This is a genomic window from Gardnerella swidsinskii (genome assembly GCF_003397705.1).
Classification (GTDB): Bacteria; Actinomycetota; Actinomycetes; order Actinomycetales; family Bifidobacteriaceae; genus Bifidobacterium; species Bifidobacterium swidsinskii.
The window spans coordinates 74423-92411 of the sequence record NZ_QJVB01000002.1; the positions used below are offsets into that span (position 1 = coordinate 74423).

General features: G+C 39.4%; 11 protein-coding genes and 1 riboswitch. Of the genes, 3 read left to right on the forward strand and 8 right to left on the reverse strand.

What is annotated here, in order from left to right:
* Positions 1-13 precede the first annotated feature (13 nt).
* The 5 genes from D0T18_RS02635 to uvrA all read right to left on the reverse strand — a co-directional run bounded on the left by D0T18_RS02635 (position 14) and on the right by uvrA (position 9826).
* Positions 14-2053 (reverse strand): AMP-dependent synthetase/ligase, encoded by a 2040-nt coding sequence (locus tag D0T18_RS02635; protein ID WP_076002885.1) that lies wholly within the window; start codon positions 2051-2053, stop codon positions 14-16.
* A 287-nt stretch (positions 2054-2340) separates the two neighbouring features.
* Positions 2341-2931 carry a hypothetical protein gene (locus D0T18_RS02640; RefSeq protein WP_004108888.1) on the reverse strand — a complete coding sequence of 197 codons (591 nt, stop codon included), beginning with the start codon at positions 2929-2931 and terminating at the stop codon, positions 2341-2343.
* Positions 2932-3294: 363 nt separating this feature from the next.
* A complete protein-coding gene (locus tag D0T18_RS02645) occupies positions 3295-4425 on the reverse strand; it encodes a GuaB3 family IMP dehydrogenase-related protein (RefSeq protein WP_004108887.1) in 1131 nt (376 codons plus the stop codon).
* 67 nt (positions 4426-4492) lie between these two features.
* A complete protein-coding gene (uvrC, locus tag D0T18_RS02650) occupies positions 4493-6832 on the reverse strand; it encodes an excinuclease ABC subunit UvrC (RefSeq protein WP_004108885.1) in 2340 nt (779 codons plus the stop codon).
* A gap of 102 nt (positions 6833-6934) precedes the next feature.
* Complete coding sequence (uvrA, locus tag D0T18_RS02655; protein ID WP_240318283.1) at positions 6935-9826, reverse strand: excinuclease ABC subunit UvrA; 2892 nt, start codon at positions 9824-9826, stop codon at positions 6935-6937.
* 283 nt (positions 9827-10109) lie between these two features.
* Here uvrA and D0T18_RS02660 point away from each other — a divergent pair, with 283 nt between their 5' ends.
* Both D0T18_RS02660 and D0T18_RS02665 read left to right on the forward strand, forming a co-directional pair.
* Positions 10110-11711, forward strand: coding sequence for an ABC-F family ATP-binding cassette domain-containing protein (locus tag D0T18_RS02660; protein ID WP_012914200.1), 1602 nt, complete (start codon positions 10110-10112; stop codon positions 11709-11711).
* Positions 11712-11762: 51 nt separating this feature from the next.
* Entirely contained in the window at positions 11763-13979 is a 2217-nt protein-coding gene (locus tag D0T18_RS02665) for a beta-carotene 15,15'-monooxygenase (RefSeq protein ID WP_116440433.1), read from the forward strand.
* Positions 13980-13998: 19 nt separating this feature from the next.
* On the opposite strand, the gene D0T18_RS02670 is transcribed toward D0T18_RS02665, so the two are convergent.
* The 3 genes from D0T18_RS02670 to D0T18_RS02680 form a co-directional block, all read right to left on the reverse strand.
* Positions 13999-15186, reverse strand: coding sequence for a pyridoxal phosphate-dependent aminotransferase (locus D0T18_RS02670; protein ID WP_064621655.1), 1188 nt, complete (start codon positions 15184-15186; stop codon positions 13999-14001).
* A 93-nt stretch (positions 15187-15279) separates the two neighbouring features.
* The gene (gene ppgK / locus D0T18_RS02675) at positions 15280-16053 is read right to left on the reverse strand and encodes a polyphosphate--glucose phosphotransferase (protein ID WP_004108876.1); all 774 of its coding nucleotides are present in this window, start codon (positions 16051-16053) and stop codon (positions 15280-15282) included.
* Positions 16054-16146: 93 nt separating this feature from the next.
* Complete coding sequence (locus D0T18_RS02680; protein WP_116440434.1) at positions 16147-17181, reverse strand: glycosyltransferase family 2 protein; 1035 nt, start codon at positions 17179-17181, stop codon at positions 16147-16149.
* A gap of 72 nt (positions 17182-17253) precedes the next feature.
* A riboswitch (FMN riboswitch) is annotated at positions 17254-17400 on the forward strand.
* A 6-nt stretch (positions 17401-17406) separates the two neighbouring features.
* Between D0T18_RS02680 and D0T18_RS02685 the strand changes: the two genes are divergently transcribed.
* Positions 17407-17976 carry an ECF transporter S component gene (locus D0T18_RS02685; RefSeq protein ID WP_004108872.1) on the forward strand — a complete coding sequence of 190 codons (570 nt, stop codon included), beginning with the start codon at positions 17407-17409 and terminating at the stop codon, positions 17974-17976.
* Positions 17977-17989 lie beyond the last annotated feature (13 nt).

Sequence of the window (17989 nt, forward strand, 5' to 3'; positions counted from 1 at the left end):
ATGTGTAAGCTTTTTACTCGACATGTTCATTATGATCACTATGCGATGTCGAAGAGGAATCTGATGAAGATTCTTCACCAAAACGCTTCAAATGATTCGCAGCTTGATCGATAGCTTGACGTACTCGAGGAGTTACAGCTTCCTGAGCTTGCTTAACAGTCTCCTGTGCTTGCTTAACAGTCTCAGTAGTTTTATCGAGAATCTTTACAGTTGCTGGCAAAGGACGAGTATTAGGCTTTGGAGCATACAATTGCGTTTCGATAATATCAGCATAGCGAGCAAGAATCTTCGGACGAACAATCTTCATACTTGGAGTCAAGGTTCCAGCATCTTGAGTAAATTCATCTTGCAAAATAACAAACTTACGAACAGACTCAGCGCGAGAAACAGTACTATTAGCTTGGTCAATAAATTGCTGAATTACTGAACGCACTGCTTCGTTAGTAGCAATCTCACTCATAGTAAGGTTAACATCCATACCCTTATTCTTTAGCCAAGAACGAACCATATCTGGATCAAGCTCAATTAAAGCAGAAACGAATGGCTTACCATCGCCCACTACTACAGCATGAGAAACTAATGGGCATTGAGCAATAATACCTTCCATAGGAGCAGGACTTATATTCTTGCCACCGGCAGTAATAATAATATCTTTTTTGCGACCAGTAATAGACAAGAATCCTTCATCATCTATTGAGCCAAGATCGCCTGAATGCAACCATCCATCTTCATCAATAACTTCTGCAGTGAGCTCAGGCTTATTGAAATATCCCATAAATACGTTAGGACCTTTAATAAGCACTTCATCGTCGTCAGCAAGACGGATAGCTATACCAGGACCAGGTCGACCTACAGATCCAACTTGATTTGCATGCTCAAAATTAACTACACAAGGAGCGGCAGTTTCAGTCATTCCATAGCCTTGAATAAAAGTAATGCCATCAAGACCATTAAAGAAATGAGCCAAATCAGCATCCATTGGAGCTCCACCGCAGGCCAACCATGAAAGATTAGGGCCTAAAGCTGAGCGAATAGACGAGCCAACTGTTTTCATATACATCGCATGATTCATGCGTGCAGCAAGAGAATGAGTTTTACCTTCAACATTGTCGCGAGACCATTGAATGAAATGTTTTACAGCTTTAGCAAAGATACGACCCTTTATACCAGCACCAGCTTTTTGTGACGCAGCATTATAAACTTTTTCAAAAACTCTAGGCACGCCAAGTAAATACGTAGGCTTAAAACTACGCAAATCAGCCAAAAGATGCTTAGCATTAGGCACATATCCAATAACACCGTGAGCACCAATAGCAACATATTGAATGTACCGAGCAAAACAATGCGCCAATGGAAGGAATAAAAGCAAACGATTTGGCTTGCATAACATATCGTTAAGAACATCATAACCAGCAAAAACAATATGCGTAAAATTACGATTTGAAAGCATTGCGCCTTTAGGTCTACCAGTCGAACCAGAAGTGTAAACAATAGTAGCTAAATCATCTGCCTTAACAGCATCAACAGCTTTATTAAGCTCATCATCAGTAGTAGATTTACCAAAATCAACAACGGCTTCCAAGCCACCAGCTTTGAAATTAAATACGGTTTTCAAAGTTATATGTTTATGATCCTGACGAACACGCTCTAAGCATTGAGCATGCGCATCGTCTCCAGCAAAAGCAATAACTGGCTTAACTTCATCGATAATGTCAGCTGCCTGCAATGCTGAATCTGTTTCATAAATAGGAATGCTTACAGCACCAATACATGCACAAGCAAAATCGACAACACCCCACTCATAGCATGTAGCAGAGTAAATAACAACTTTGGAGCCATGCTGAACTCCGAGCGCTATTAAGCCTCGAGCTACTGCACGAACTTTCGCGAGCATTTCAGATGAAGTAACATCATGCCAACGACGAGTTTCATCGTCTTGCCATTGAGCAACCAAGTCTTGTGGGCTACGCATAGCACGATTGGCGAGTAAGGAATAAATGGTATCACCGTCTTGAGTTGGGTGAATGGCTTCTACAGCAAATTCTCGGAGCATATTATTTATTGTACTTGATAACAGAATCGACACGACTGCACGAAGTACAAAAAATAATACTTAATATTGTCATTTACAAACAAACACTGGGAAAAAACTTAGATTCTACAAGTCGTACAAGTTAGAATGTTTAATCTTACAAAAGTGAACCCCTTTATTGCTAAAATTGTTGAAAAATCAGCAAATCAAGCAATAAGGGGCTCATATTTATTTGAATATATGTACATAAGTCTTCAAACGCATTATCATAGATGTCTTATTTCAGCTACCTACTATAAGCGACGATTTTATCCTAGATCTGCATACGTGCAAATCCAACGATTATTTTTCAATTCCAAAGATAACGACGCCCAGTATTTCACAGGTCCTGCACAAATGCGCACAACACCTTCAAAATGATTCGGGCTGACTAACATTCCATTAAACAAACTCGGAACTGCAGGAAAACTACGCACAGCAGAGCGAGTTTCCGAATCGTTATTATCAGTGAAATACTCATCCATCAGTTTCCACATGTTAGTTAATTTAGTAATACAACTTTTTGTTAGAAGCTGCGACATTGCTGGAGAAATAGGCCTACCTCTCGAAATATCTGCAGCTATACAAGCAATTTGACAAGTTTTTAAAGCTAAATTAACAAAAGCCTGCTCATCTCTACTGTCGAAATAACACATTCCAACATGGTATTTCAAGCATTCACGAGAAAAACCAACACTAACTTCACCCTCATATACAGGCAAGCTAATACGAGGTCTACAGAAAACATGTGGAGGATCCTCGTCATTGTTTTTCTTAGTCTTTGAGGACTTATCTTTCAGCTCATCATCACTGTAATCGTTATCATCCATGCCATAGGCATCAGCAAAATCTATCTTCATATTTCTCTCCTGTTTTAACAATTATTTAAAACTGTTGTTATTTAAAACTTGTTAAGCTTATATTTCTACAAACTAAACGAGTTTAGATAAAAGCTTACAACGTAATTTTTCTCTAACTGCGTAATTAATAAAAATGTGGATAAATTACAAAATATTCGTCGTTTTCATTGAAAATAAACGATTTTATGCGTGTTGAATTATACACATTACGGTTTAAAAGAATAGCAAATATAGCTAAAAATCATATTTATACATGAATCAATAGAATGTTCATATAGATATATGCATTTTGAAAACAAAAATAGCGGTTCAGAACAAATTACTGAACCGCTATATTTCATGCAATAAGCATCATACTTAACACTAACGAATATCTTGATGGAATGGATTAAATACTACGCTACAACGCTGGAAGCTCTTAACATCAACATAACCTGTAGAAGCCATTGTTCTGCGCAATGCACCAACAAAGTTTGTAGTACCATCTGCTTCATGACTTGGGCCAAAAAGAATATTCTCTAACGGAGCCACAGTGCCAACATTTGAACGCATCCCGCGAGGAAGTGATGAATGACGAGCCTCAGCACCCCAATGAGTGCCATGACCAGGAGCCTCAGTTGCGCGAGCTAATGGAGTACCAAGCATAACTGCGTCAGCTCCAACTGCAAGAGCCTTAATAAAGCTGCCGGAATTACCCATTCCTCCATCAGCAATAATTTGCACGTAACGGCCGCCGGATTCATCCATATAATCCCTACGAGCTTCAGCAACATCCGCAATAGCAGTAGCCATAGGTGCTTGCACACCTAAAGTATTCATGGTTGCGGATACTGCTCCGCCGCCAAATCCAACTAAAATACCTGCAGCTCCAGTTCTCATCAAATGAAGAGCAGAAGTATAATCTGCGCAACCTCCAACAATAACAGGAACATCGAGATCGTAAATAAACTTCTTTAAATCAAGAGGTTCATGATCTTTAGAAACATGTTCCGCAGATACTGCTGTTCCGCGAATCACGAATAAATCAACACCAGCTTCTAGAACAGTGTTATATAATTCTTGCGTGCGTTGTGGAGAAAGAGCTCCTGCTACTGTCACTCCAGCATCTCTGATTGTATGCAAACGCTTTGCAATCAATTCTGGTTTGATTGGCTCAGTATAAATCTCCTGAATGCGGCGGGTTGCAATATTTGACGGCAACTCAGCTATTTCTTTTAACAAAGGTTCTGGATTCTCATATCGAGTCCATAAACCTTCTAGATCAAGAACTCCAAGACCACCCATTTGACCAATTGCAATCGCAGTATCCGGGCTAGTAACAGAATCCATCGGAGCAGCAATAATTGGGATATCAAACGTGTAAGCATCTACTTGCCATGAAGTAGATACAGCTTGAGGATCACGCGAGCGGCGCGAAGGAACAATAGCAATATCGTCAAGCGAATATGCAACTCGGGCTTTTTTGCCCAAACCAATTTCAATTTCCTGAGACATACTTCTTAGGCTAGTGCCTTATGCTGACGAGTTACGACTCATAGTAAGACTCATGGTAATTCAAAAGCTACTTATCATTATTTTTACGCAAAGCACTGTATATAGCTTTTGCTTTATTCTCGCCAATTCCAGGTACTTTTTGCAAATCTTCTAATGAAGCATTTTTCAAAGATTTTATTGAACCAAAAGATGCAAACAAACGCTTGCGATACACTGCTCCAATTCCAGGAATTGCATCAAAAGTAGAATGCAATGAACCTTTTCTTCGCAATTTACGATGATACGAAATAGCAAAACGATGAGACTCATCTCTAGCGCGCTGCAATAAATACAATCCTTCTGAGCTTCTCTTAAAAATGATTGGATAATCTTCGTCAGGAAGCCACACTTCTTCAAGCTTCTTAGCTAAACCACAAACAGTAATATCACTTACGCCAGCATCTTTCATAGCTCTTTTAGCAGCTTTTGCTTGTTCTTTTCCTCCATCGACAATAATTAATTGAGGTTTATAAGCAAAATGCCGCGCACTAGTCAATGAATTAGCTGAAAAATGCTTATTAGAAATACTGTTAGCATCGCAAATATTAATATCAGATGAGTCAGATATATCTGATGAATCTGATGCATTTGTATCAAGCCTATCTTCTACATAAACATCTTTATGCTTAAATCTTCGCAATAATGTTTCATAAACAGCACTTAAATCATCTGTTTTACCATCACCATGTTCACCTCGAACCGCAAAATGACGGTACTCACTAGGACGAGCAACACCATCTTCAAAAACAACCATAGAAGCAACTTGATAACTGCCATCAACTGTATTTGAGATATCATAACATTCAATTCGCAAAGGAGATTTACTCATTCCAAGCACTTTTGCTATTTCATTCATAGCTTCTGTTCTCATATCTATGCTGTTGATACGACTAGATTTTATTCGTTTCAATTCCTGACTAGCATTATCGTTTGCACGATCCATAAGAGCACGTTTTTCTCCGCGCTCTGCAACTCTAATACTTACTTGAGAACCACGAATATTGCTAAGCCACAATTCAAGCTCTTGCTTACGTTCATCAGAAATTTTAATTGGAACTATAATCTCACGAGGAACAGGCGAAATAGGAGCAAGTAAATCCTCACGACCTGTTCTCTCTTGACGTTCACGACGAGTTTTAGTAGCTTGTGCTCGCAATATTACATCAGTTGCAGTAGCTTGTTGCGTAGAGCTAACAGCGTCGCGAACTTTCTTAATGCTAATAGTATCTTCATGGTTTTGTGTGTAATTTTGTTCATATTCTGCGTATACGCGAGTTAATAAATCAGCTATAAGATCACTGTCACTAATATGCTCATTTCGTTCTACCGACCAATTTTTCTCTCCACGAATCATTCCAGCTCTGACAAAAAATACATGAATTGACGCTTCAAGCTCATCTCCGCAGAATCCAAAAACATCTGCTTCTACATCATTGTCAAACACAACTGCATTTTGTTGCAAAATAGTGTTCAAAACAGCAATTTCGTCACGCAATTTAGCTGCACGCTCAAATTCTAGCTCTTCACTTGCTTCTTTCATCTCATTCTTAATTTGTGAAATATAAGACTCTCCAACACTGCCTGTAAGTATGCCAACTACATGTTCTACCATCTTGCGATGTTCGCTAGGATCTATGTTTCCTATACAAGGAGCTGAACATTTACCAATCGAAGCAAATAAGCAAGGTCTACCAGTCCTATGAGCTTTGCTAAAAACAGAGGATGAGCATGTACGAATAGGAAAAGTTTTAAGTAAAGAATCTAAACTATGACGAAGAGACCACACTTTTGCATACGGACCAAAATATCTAGCATGCCGCGCACTACGATTTCTAGTAATCCATACTCTTGGAAAAGTTTCCTCTAGCGAAACTGCAACATAAGGATATGTTTTATCGTCACGAAAAACTACATTAAACCTAGGGTTAAAAGCTTTAATCCAAGTATATTCAAGTGTAAGAGCCTCAAATTCAGTGCTTACAACAGTCCATTCCAAACTGCGAGCTGTAAGAACCATAGATTGAGTTCTAGGATGAAGTTGGTAAAGAGGTTGAAAATAATTCGCTAAACGATTGCGTAAATTTTTTGCTTTTCCAACGTAAATAACTCGCCCCTCGCCATCACGCCACTTGTATACTCCAGGTTGCGCTGGAATATCACGAGAAGCTGGACGGAATAAATCACGAGTATCACCAAGCAATGGAGCTCCTAATGCATTTACTCTTTCATCATCAAATGATGAATCTTTCGAAAACTGTTCATCTATTATTGCTTGCGTTTTACGCCATTTTTCACTATCTCTCATCCTATTTTCTTCTTGCAAATCATATGCTTTATAAGAATTTTTATTAAGATTATTATCTTTCATTTTCACCTCCTTTCCTAAACAAGATTTATGCAACTATTCATAAGATTTGTCGAGTAAATTTCTCAGTTCAGCAAATTACAGATCGGTAACTTTTTTGAACTTTTAATGTAACATTTGCTTAAGGAATTTACCTGTCCAACTCTCGCCATTACGCGCTACGCTCTCAGGACTACCTTCTGCAACTAAGGTTCCGCCTTTATCTCCTCCTTCTGGACCTAAATCAATAATCCAATCTGCAGATTTCACAACATCAAGATTATGTTCAATTACAATAACACTGTTGCCTTTATCTACAAGAGATTGCAAAACCGCTAGAAGTTTCCTAACATCTTCAAAATGCAGTCCAGTAGTAGGTTCATCGAGAATATAAACTGTTTTACCAGTAGATCTTCTCTGCAGCTCTGTAGCAAGCTTTACTCGTTGAGACTCACCGCCAGAAAGTGTTGTTGCGCTTTGACCAAGACGAATATAGCCCAAGCCAACTTTTACTAAAGTATCTAAATATCGAGAAATAGAAGGATATGCTTTGAAAAATATTGCAGCTTCACAAATAGGCATATTAAGAACATCTGCAACAGACTTTCCGTTATATGTAACTTCCAAAGTTTCACGGTTGTAACGTTTACCATGACAAACTTCACACTCTACGTATACGTCAGGCAAAAAGTTCATTTCTATTTTTAAAGTACCGTCGCCATGACATGCTTCACATCTGCCTCCTTTAACATTAAACGAGAAGCGACCAGGACCATAGCCACGAACTTTTGCTTCTGGAGTCTGAGCAAACAATGAACGTATTTTATCCCAAACACCAGTGTAAGTTGCTGGATTAGAACGAGGAGTTCTTCCTATAGGATTCTGATCGACATGCACTACTTTGTCACAAAGCTCAATACCATCAATACGTTTGTGCTTTCCTGGAACAATTCGAGCACCATTTAGTTTGTCTGCAAGAACAGGATACAAAATTGAGTTTATAAGTGTTGATTTACCAGATCCAGATACACCCGTTATGCATGTGAATACTCCCAAAGGTATGCTTATATCAATATTTTTTAAATTATGCTCATGGGCATTAATTATATGAAGCATACGATTTTCGTCTACACTACGACGTTGTTTTGGCACATCTATTGAGCGTCTGTGAGCAATATAATCTCCAGTAATTGAACGCTGAGCTTTAATAATTCCATCAGACGGACCTGAATATACTACTTCTCCTCCGTGCTCGCCAGCTTCTGGACCAATATCAACAAGCCAATCGGACTGACGAATAGTATCTTCATCATGCTCGACAACAATAAGCGTATTACCAAGATTTCGCAGATGATGCAATGTTGCAATCAAACGCTCATTATCTCTTTGATGCAATCCAATAGACGGCTCATCAAGCACGTACATAACACCAACTAAACCTGATCCAATTTGAGTAGCTAAACGAATACGTTGAGCCTCTCCACCAGACAAAGTTTTTGCAGCTCTTGAAAGAGTGAGATAGCTTAAACCCACATCGTTCAAAAAACCAAGTCGAGCACGAATCTCTTTTAATATTTCTGTTGCAATTACTGCTTGAGAACCATCCAAATGCAAAGCATTTACCCATGCTAGACTTCGCTCTACTGGCATATCGCAAACTTCAGCTATGGAAGTATTAGATACTGTAACTGCAAGAACTTCTGGACGTAAACGCTTTCCATTACATTTTTGGCATGGAACTTCACGCATATACGACTCATAATATTGACGCATTTGATCAGAATCAGTTTCGTCATGTTTGCGCATAAGCGTACGAACTACACCTTCAAAGCCAGTAGAATATTCACGCTGACGCCCCCACCTATTTGTGTAGGAAACTTGAACTGTGAAATCATGACCATACATGATGTCATGTTTAACGTCTTCCGCTAGATCCTTCCACGGAGTATTCATATCAAAATGCAAATCTTTAGCAAGTCCTGAAAGTATGTGCTGATAATACATTCCAGCTGACTTATTCATTGCCCACGGCTCAATAGCTCCTTGCGCAAGAGATTTGTCTGGATCCGGGATAACAAGTTCAGGATCAATTTCGAGATTGTATCCAATGCCAGAACATTCAGAGCAAGCACCATAAGGAGCATTGAATGAAAATGTTCTAGGCTCGATCTCATCAAGCTCTAATTGATGATTATTTGGACATGCACGATGTTCCGAAAATGATTTACGACGCGTTTGCGAGTCTTCTGGTTCGTCAACAAAATCAGCAATTACTACTCCTTTAGATAGTTTTAATGCTGTTTCAATCGAATCAGTTAATCGAACACGAATGCCATCTTTAATAACTAAACGGTCTACTACTACTTCAATTGTATGTTTCTTCTGTTTAGTAAGAGTAATATCTTCAGAAAGCTCATGCATTTGCCCGTCAATAATCGCACGAGCATAACCATCTGAGCGTAAAAGCTCAAGCGTGTCTTTAAATTCTCCTTTACGACCACGAACTACTGGAGCAAGAATTTGCAATCTCGTACGTTCTGGCATAGCAAGCAATGAATCTGTCATTTGCTGAGGAGTTTGAGAACTTACTATTTGACCACATTCAGGACAGTGAGGCACACCAATCCTTGCAAACAATAATCGCAAATAATCATATATTTCTGTAATAGTTCCAACAGTAGAACGAGGATTGCGATTCGTAGTTTTTTGATCAATAGAAACAGCAGGACTTAGACCCTCAATAAAATCAACATCAGGCTTATCCATACGCCCTAAAAATTGGCGAGCATAAGCACTAAGCGACTCAACATAGCGTCGCTGACCTTCTGCAAAAAGCGTATCAAACGCAAGCGAGGACTTACCAGATCCAGAAAGACCAGTAAAAACAACCATACGATTCCTAGGAATCGACAAACTTACATTTTTTAGATTGTGCTCTCTAGCACCCTGGATAGTTATTTTCCATTCAGAAGGAATATTAGATAAATCAGCTATAAAAGTACTGTTGTTAGCGCACATAGGAGCATTATCAAGCAATTCTTGTAACGAGTCGTTTTGTTCATTCGCCTGTTCTGACACAATTACCTCCACACTTCCCCATAATCACTTGAATATTCCCAACCAATACCCAATTTTATCACTGACAAGAAAATTATAGAACAAGTGTTCGAAAAAGTAAAGTATTTGACTATCAACCACTTGCTGTATTCGTTACCAGTAAGCAGTATAATAGTGAGTTTGCTTATGACTTTTATAAGTAATAAATAATAGCAGCCTAATTTTGGGGAACGGAACAGACATTATGCCTATTGACGCACAAGCTTTAACCATTCAGATTGGTGCGCGAACGCTGTTAAATCCTACCGATTTTCACGTCACAAAGGGAGATAAGATCGGTTTAGTCGGCAGAAACGGCGCAGGCAAAACTACGCTTACTCGCGTTATTACAGGAGACATGCTGCCAGCAGGAGGCTCGGTTAGAGTTAGTGGAGGTTTAGGCTACTTACCTCAAGACACACACGCAGCAGACCCAGAACAAAGCGTTATAGATCGCATTATGAGTGCTCGAGATATTGCTTCTATCGTTTCGCGTATTCGCAAAGCGGAAAAAGAAATGACAGATCCAGATCCAGACATAATGACTAAAGCTATGAACCGCTACGACAAAGCAATGCAAGATTTTGAAAAAGCAGGCGGTTATTCAGTGCAATCTGAAGCAATATCGATGGCAACAAGCTTGGGACTTCCACAAGAAGTTATGCAACAAGCTTTAGGCACACTTTCAGGTGGTCAACGTCGCCGCATAGAACTTGCTAGAATTCTGTTTTCTGACGCAGACACATTAATTCTCGATGAGCCTACAAACCACTTAGACGCAGACTCAATAATATGGCTTCGCAATTATCTTAAACGATTTGAAGGTGGTTTCCTAGTAATTTCTCACTCCACAGAATTACTAGACGAAGTAGTAAACAAAGTATGGCATTTAGATGCTCAACTTGCAAAAATAGACATGTACTCAATGGGCTGGAAAGCATACTTGCATCAGCGCGTAGTGGACGAAGAAAGACGTCGTCGCGAACGAGAAGTTGCAGAAAAGAAAGCTGAACGCCTTATGAAACAAGGCATTCGCTTGCACGCAAAAGCTACAAAAGCAGTTGCTGCTCAAAACATGATGCGAAGAGCTGAACGCTTATTAAGCGAAACAAGTGAAGCTCAAAAACAAGAAAAAGTTGCAGATATTCGTTTTCCAGAACCAGCTGCATGCGGAAAAACTCCAATTATGGCAAAAGATATTTCCAAAGCGTATGGTTCTAATATTGTTTTCGCTGGAATTAATCTTGCTATAGACAAAGGTTCACGTGTTGTCATTCTAGGCTATAACGGTGCTGGAAAAACAACAACATTACGAATTTTGGCAGGAGAAGAAACAGCAGATACTGGTGAAGTTCAATACGGACACGGATGCAAAATCGGTTATTTTGCACAGGAACACGATACATTAGACTTGGATTCTACAGTTTTGGAAAACCTTCAGCATGTTGCACCAAACCTGGATGACACACAAGCACGTTCTATGCTTGGCAGCTTCCTGTTTTCTGGCGACGACGCAATGAAGCCTGCCAGAGTGCTTTCAGGTGGCGAAAAAACACGTCTGGCACTTGCAACACTAGTAACTTCCAAAGCCAATGTGCTACTGCTGGACGAACCTACTAACAACTTGGACCCAGCATCTCGAGATGAAATACTTAAAGCTATTGCAAAGTATGAGGGAGCAATCGTTCTTGTTACACACGATGAAGGTGCAGTTCAAGCCTTACAACCTGAGCGAGTGCTACTCATGCCTGATGGCGACGAAGATTTGTGGAATGACGAATATCTCGATTTAGTTGCCGAAGAGTAAAATATTGAATTGAACTGAATTACTTGAATTGTACAATAGAATGGTTAAGCAGTGATTTCAACATACGCGTCTAAGACTTTGCCAAATACGACGAATAGTGCCAACAGCCGTATAAGCAATCAAATTGACAATCATTGCATAAAACGTGCGCTACATTTTTTGCGAATACCATTCATCGTAATAATTCTTATAACCTTATTTGAATGTTCTATTGGAAATCTGCCATTTTGGAGCAGTGTTACAGGAAGCACAGATAGCATTTCTGCGCACAACGATATAGGTTCTGGAATTAGACGCTTAGATTCTGGCGGCATTCTTATAACGGATCCTTCAGAAGCATATTTAGAAGTAACATCCGACGGAAGTTCGCCTTATATTCGCTTAGAGCCTGCAATTATTAAAAAGAAAAGCAAAAATAATAATCTTATTTCAAACATCAATGTTTTAGTTGAAGCAAACAAATACTTAAGCAAACCTCAAAGCACAAACACTGCTTCTTTAGACCCATCTTTGCTTAAACTTCCAAAACAAGCAGTAGGAAAATCTTGCATTGTAAGAGTATGGCTGCAACATCCAATAGGATCAATATTAAATATTGAAGACTCAAGAGCAAACGTTCGAGTGCCTTTTAGGTGGTCATGGGGTCGCGTATTAATACTTGCTATTTTTGCATTTCTTGTTACGCTTTGGAATCCTTGGTCCAAGCTTTGGAAAATTAAACTCAACACTCATAGTCTTATTCAACGTTGCTGCTTTGCTGCTTCTCTTCTTCCATTTATTGCTGTTGGTTTAATAACTATTTTTTGGAATTTACGAAACGCAACTCCTATGCATTTTTACACAAACGGTAATTATGCATATGATTTTGATCAATATGCCCACACTGCAGACGCATTGTTAAAAGGTCAAGTGCATTTAAATCTTCCTGTTCCTAATGAGTTAGAACACTTGCAAAATCCTTACGACCCTACGGCTAGAAATAATTTGTTAAACCACTCAGTACAGCATATGTATTGGGATTACGCATACTACAAAGGTCACTGGTACTCCTACTTTGGAGTTCTTCCAGCAATATTGCTATTTTTGCCTTATCGCATTATTTCAAGACTATGGACTCCTGAAGGCTCTATGCTTCCAACAACAGTAGCTACGATAATATTCTTAATTGGTTTTCTTATCGCAGGCTCCCTATTGGTTATTCGAATTATTGAGCAGACTTCAAAAAAAGTATCTTTAGGAACGACATCCATTGTTCTTGCTTTATTCTTCATTACTTCAAATACAGTGTATTTGTGGTTTAGAACGTCATTTTATTCCGTACCTATGGCAGCCTCACTTTTCTTCACATCTCTTGGATTGTGGTGCTACCTAGGTTTTAATAAAACACACTCTTTGCTAAATATTGTTTTAGGTTCTTTCTTTATCGCATTAAATCTAGGATGTAGACCTACTTTTTCTATAGCCGTTCTTTTTGCACTTCCTGCAATTTATTCGCATATAGAAAAAGATTTACCAAATATTTTGCGCAACTGGAAACAAGTTTCTTCATGGCATAAGCCTTTTAAATATTTTGCAGCTTGGATACTGCCATGCGTAATTACTGCAATTCCATTTGGCATTTATAATCTTTTGCGCTTTGGCTCACCGTTAAATTTTGGCAATGAGTATCAAATAACTATTACTGACATGACGACTATGCGTTTGCCGTCACAAAATATTTTGCCGTCTATTTTCAGCTATATTGCGCTACCTTTGCGTTTTATTCCAACTTTTCCTTGGATTGGTATTCAGCCTATCGCATTTGACCGTTGGCAATACGCAGAGCCTATGATTGGCGGAATGTTTACACTTTCACCATTGGCATTAGTTGGCATAATATGCGTATTTATTATGAAAAAACGCTGCCGCACGCATATTGCTTGGCGCACAAGCGTAATAGCTATAATAGTTGGGCTTGTTCTTATTGTTTTTGACAGCTTAAAAGCTGGTATCGGATGGAGATATATTGCTGATTTTGCGTGGTCTTTTGCTATAGCTGCCGCAATTGGAATTAGCTTGCTTTTAGAATATGCATCCACCTTGCAATCAGAAAATTCTTTACATAAAAAAACTATTGCTTACACAATACGCTTACTTGTAGCAGTATTGCTATTTGCTTCTATTGCTATCGCTGTACTCAGTTGGTTTGTTACAGGACGTGAAGACAGCACGCTTCGTTTTAATCCAAACTTATGGTTCGCGTTTAGAAGTTGGATGACATTGTTTTAAATAATTATTTATATAATTACTATTCTTCTAACAATGCATCTACAGTTCGAAGAAGCGCATGCAATCCGCTAATAAACTGCTGCGGCTCTGGCAATAATGACAATGCTAAATACCCATTAACTGGCATATCGAAATAATATCCAGGTTGAGAAACTAGATTGTAATCTTTCATCAATCTCAAAGCTAATACATCATCGTCAATGCAAGATGGTACACGCAATAAAATATTCCATCCGCCTTCTGCACGCAACGCGCTAACACAGCATTTAGGCGTGGATGCCAACGTTTCTCGAAGCGTATGCAGATTATTAATAACACGATTTCGTACAATAGCGCTTTGAGAAGATGCATATTGCAATAATTCTGGTATTCGCTCAGAAACAGTATTACCAATAGGCAAAAAATCATCCGCTATAACGTCAAGTCTTTTTTGTGCTTCATAAACATCATCTTTAGGACCTGAAACTTCAATCCAACCAACTTTTGCGTGAGGAGCAGCAAGCATTTTGGAGAATCCATCAAGCGCAAAAACTAAAGTGGAAGATTCTCCAGCAAGACGAGCATTTCCAGCAAAAGGCTCAAGTGAATATTCATAAAATACTTCGTCTGCAATAATCGCAACACCATTATCACGACATAATTGCAATAGTATTTCACGTTCTTCAGGCTTGACATATGAGCCTGTAGGATTATTTGGATTAATAAGCACAAGAGCTTTAATACGCAAAGACACATCTTCTAAAAGTTCTCTAACACGCGCAATATCAATAGTCCAAGAACCATCATAGTGCAAAGGATACGGTATTGCATTCACGCATTGCAAGCGAGCAATAGACTCTATAAGAGGGTATCCAGGAGTTGGTCCCATAACGGCATCCCCTGCATCACATAAAAGCATCATAAGCCATGCGTAAGCTTGAGAAGTTGAAGAAAGCACATAAAGCTGATCTGGATTAAGCTTTGATGAAACAGACTTTTCAGTGCGGTTATCTCGCTTATTGATGAAGTTTGAAAGAATATCGCGAATTTCCTTAGGACCCCTAGGGTCTGCTGTGTAACGTCCACTTAAACATTGAGGAGCTAAGCCGTGAGACGTTGGATTGGAATCATTTAATTTAGTAAGCTTTACGCCATTAAAAATAGCTTTTCGCTGAGCTAAAATAATAGGATTTGGCTCACTCACATCTACTCTAGAAGAAAATCGCACGAAAATACCCTAACACTTGGCATAACAAAAGCTGGGCTGCAGTATAAACTGCTCACCCAGCTCAATAGATAATAAATAATATTTAGTTATTTTTTAGTTTTGCTGCATTTTTTGCATTGCATAGTAAGCTGCACCAATAATTCCAGCCTCATTATGCAATGTTGCAACAACAATAGGAGTTTTAATATCGATATGCGGCAAGAACTTTTCGCTTACGCGGCTAACGCCACCACCGACAACAAACAAATCTGGGTTGAAATACTTTTCCATCAAGCCGTAGTACTTAGTCAAACGCTTAGCCCACTTCTTATAGCCCATATCCAACTTTTCACGAACAGAAGAAGCAGCGTACTTTTCAGCATCGCCCTTACCTTTTTCAAGCTGAATATGACCAAGCTCAGTGTTTGGAATAAGCACACCGTTGTAAATCAAAGCCGTGCCGATACCAGTGCCAAGAGTAGTAGCAATAACCAAGCCATCCTTGTCTTTTGCCGCACCAAAACGCTGCTCAGCTAAACCAGCAGCATCAGCATCGTTAACTACTGTTACAGGACGACCACACGCCTCACTAAAGACTTCAGTAACATCAACACCAATCCAAGACTGGTCAAGATTTGCCATAAAATCGAGCTTCTTACCAGGCTTAATTGGAGCAGGGAACGCAATTCCAACAGGAACATCTGCAGGTACTTCAAAATGTTCAAGCTGCTGACGAACAATATCTGCAACTGCTTGAGGCGTAGAAACCGCAGGAGTGAGAATTTTGTATCGAGGTTCTGCGAACTCTCCCTTTTCCAAATTTACTGGAGCAGCCTTAATACCGGATCCACCAATATCGACGCCAAATGCTTGTGCAGTGTCAATCATTTCACTAACACTCCCCTCTGAATGTGTGCTGTATGGACAATTACCAGTATTCTATCGTATATTTGATACGACACGCTTACTGTTTACTAACTTCTACTTCAACGAAGGCATAGGTTTCCAGTCTTGATCGTGCAAAATTTTTCGAGAATCAATCCAGCCGGTAAACAATTTACCAATACCCGAAATAATATGCTCACGATCGACAGCAATCAAACGAATAATCTCTTTAGCAGCTGTTAAAGCAGTTCCAAGCGCAAACATAAACGGACGAAAATCGCCATGAACCATAAAGTAGCGAGCCATAAAGCCTCTATTTCGCATAATATGATAACGATTCATGTCAGATGTTGAATTTAGCTGACGCACTCCTGCAATATCCCAATTAGGAATATCACGAGTGCGACGAAGAATAATATCCGGAACAACAATAGGGTTCGTAACCTTACTCGCAAGATACCCGTAAGTAGTATCATCCCAGTAAATAAAGTAGCGCGAATCCGGGAAGCCGATTTTTTCAACTATATCTCGACGAATCAAGCCGCCCTCAAAACACATCGTATTCATAACTTTGTATCCAGCTCTGCCGAAAGCAGCAGGAGCAATAGGATTTGGAATACCAAGCGGAACCAAAAAATCATACTGCCAGTAGAAATTACCGCCGTCGTAATCTAAACGACTTCCTTGAACAACAGCGTGACGCTTAGTCCAAGGAGCAAGACGCTCAATAGATTCAGGCACTGTTTCAACATCGTCATCCATAACCCAGAACCACTTAGCTCCAAGTTCATAAGCTTTTTTAACACCAGCACTAAAACCGCCAGCACCACCAAGATTTTCATCTTGCGGAGCATACACAACATGAAGTTCATTGCCTTCACAATCTTTTTGAGCTTTACCCCAACGATTAGTTAAAGAAGCTTCAAGACGAGCAACCATTTCGCCGGTTGTGTCACTGCACTCATTGTCAACAACGACAATACGCCAAGGGCATTCTTTTAAACATTCAAACGAATGGAATAAATTCTCCAAAAGCTCTTGACGCTTATAAGTGACAACAACAATAGCTAATTTATCAATGCTAGTTGCGTTATTAGTACTAATTTTTTTTGATGTACTCGTATTGCTCATACTTGTATTCTCGCACCTACCCTCGCCACACAATTATCACAACAATGTTCTTAGCATGAGATACAAAAGAATAGTTAGTTTCAGGGAAGGTGAAAATCCTTACTGGCGGTAACAAAATACGTGTTTCATGCGTTTTTGAAGCCCGCGAGCGGCTTACGAGCTGCTGATTCGGTTAAATTCCGAAGCCAACGGTTACAGTCCGGATGAAAGAAACGGAGAGCCATCATGGGCATTTCTAATACAAATAATCACCAAACTTATGCAAAGAATTCTAACTGGTCTAGTGAAAAAATAGCAAAATACGCTCTATTCGTGGCACTTTCAATGGCGGTAAGTTTCATAGAATTCCCGCTTATTCCAGACCTCAGCTATCTTAAATACGATCCTTCTGGAATCGTGTGTCTCGTAGCAGGATTCGCGTATGGTCCTGCAGCTGCAGCAATCGTAAGCATACTCGGCTTTGCACCACACTTATTTACCAATCCACTCGGCACAGTTATGGCAGTGCTAGTATCTTTAGGAGCTAGCGTTACAGCAGCAATCGTATACAAAAAAATGCATACCAAAAAAGGCGCAATCATTGCACTTTTGGCAGGCTCGATTGTTGCTATTGCTCTTGCAATAGGTGGAAATCTTGTTATTACTCCTCTTTACGCTCACATAACTGTTTCGCAGGTTGCGGCTCTTATTCTTCCAGCATTACTGCCATTTAATATTATTAAACTTGCTTTGCACGTAGTAGTAACTATGCTTATTTACAAACCAATTTCTAACCTGCTACACGAAAATAAATAATTATCCCAAACGG